The following is a 1,249-nucleotide window of genomic DNA, read 5'->3' as shown; positions in this document are numbered from 1 at the left end:
CGCTGCCGCTCAAGCCGCCGAGGAACTCGGTCATCGCCGTGCCGACCACCGAGAAGGCCTCGGGGAAGGTCACGCAGGCCTGCAGCAATTCGCCGAGCTTGACCAGCCGCGTCGTGGTCTCCGATTTCTCGTGCAGCTCGCGATTGAGGACCGCCAGCTGGTCGGCGCGCTCGTTGACGACCCCTTCGGCGCGGCGCAGCTCGCTGATGTCGTTCAGCGTCAGCACCAGGCCGCCCTCCGACCGGCTCAGCGGGCTGCAACTGGCGATGACAGGCAATTGCGAGCCGTCCGACCTGGTCAGCCGGACTTCGCCCTGGTGCTGGCGTCCGGTGGCCAAAGCCATCTCGACGGGCGACGTTCCGCTGGCGAAGTCGCCGCCTCTCGGGTCTTGCAGCTTCAGCGCCGCGTCCCATTGCAGGCCGACGATCTTGTCGGCGCGCCGGCCGATTATCGTCGTGGCGGCGGGATTGACGCTGGCGATGCGGCCGTCGCCGTCGAGCACCGCGATGCCCTCGGCCGCCGTCTCGACGATGTCCTCGATATGCGCCCGCGCCGACGCGAGCTGGTCGGCCATCGTGTTGAAGCCGTCGGCCAGTTGTCCGAATTCGTCCTTGCGGACGTGGCGGATGCGCGTCAAGACGTCGCCCTGCGCCAGCGCCTGCATGCCGTTCATCATGTCCGAGAGCCCGGCGCCGAAACGGCGGAGCAGCACCCAGGCGAAGCCAGCCGCGACCAGCATGGCGGCGGCGGTGCTGAGGCCGACCATCCACAGCAGGCTGTTGGTGCGCTGCTCGGCGGCATGCAGCACCGCATCATATTCCAGCAGCACGGCGCCGACGATCGTGTCCTCGCCCTGTTCTATCGGAACGGCCAGGATGGCGTTCACTTCCTCCGGGTCGATGAACCTGCGCGGGACGCCGTCCTGCAGCGTCCGGCCGACCTCGTTGCCGGGGTCGTGGTCGAATTTTTCGCCGGCCTTGTGCTCCTCGTCGGCGGCATGGGCGACGATTACCTTGTTGCGGTCGACGACGATGAAATCCCGCTGCGAGCGCCGGTGCTGCTGCTCCAGGAACTGCTTGAGCACCTCGGGCTGCTCGAGCAGCGAAGGCGTCCCCGCGGACGGTTCGAAGACTATGGTGTCGGCCAGCTCGCGCGCGACATTGGTCGCTTCGGTCAGCCCGAGATATTTGGTCGCCGCCATCTGCGTGAAGACCGCGACGCCGCCGACCAATCCGATCAGCGCCGCGGC

Annotated in this window: 1 protein-coding gene; it reads right to left on the bottom strand. The window is 68.0% G+C overall.

Annotated elements, in window-relative coordinates; genetic code table 11:
* On the bottom strand, positions 1-1,249 hold a 1,249-nt coding region (locus EN781_RS32760), incomplete at both ends, for a PAS domain-containing protein (RefSeq protein WP_127400734.1).

The sequence above is a fragment of the Mesorhizobium sp. M4A.F.Ca.ET.090.04.2.1 genome (assembly GCF_003999085.1).
Taxonomy (GTDB): Bacteria; Pseudomonadota; Alphaproteobacteria; order Rhizobiales; family Rhizobiaceae; genus Mesorhizobium.
This window is presented reverse-complemented; position numbering and strand designations above follow the sequence as displayed.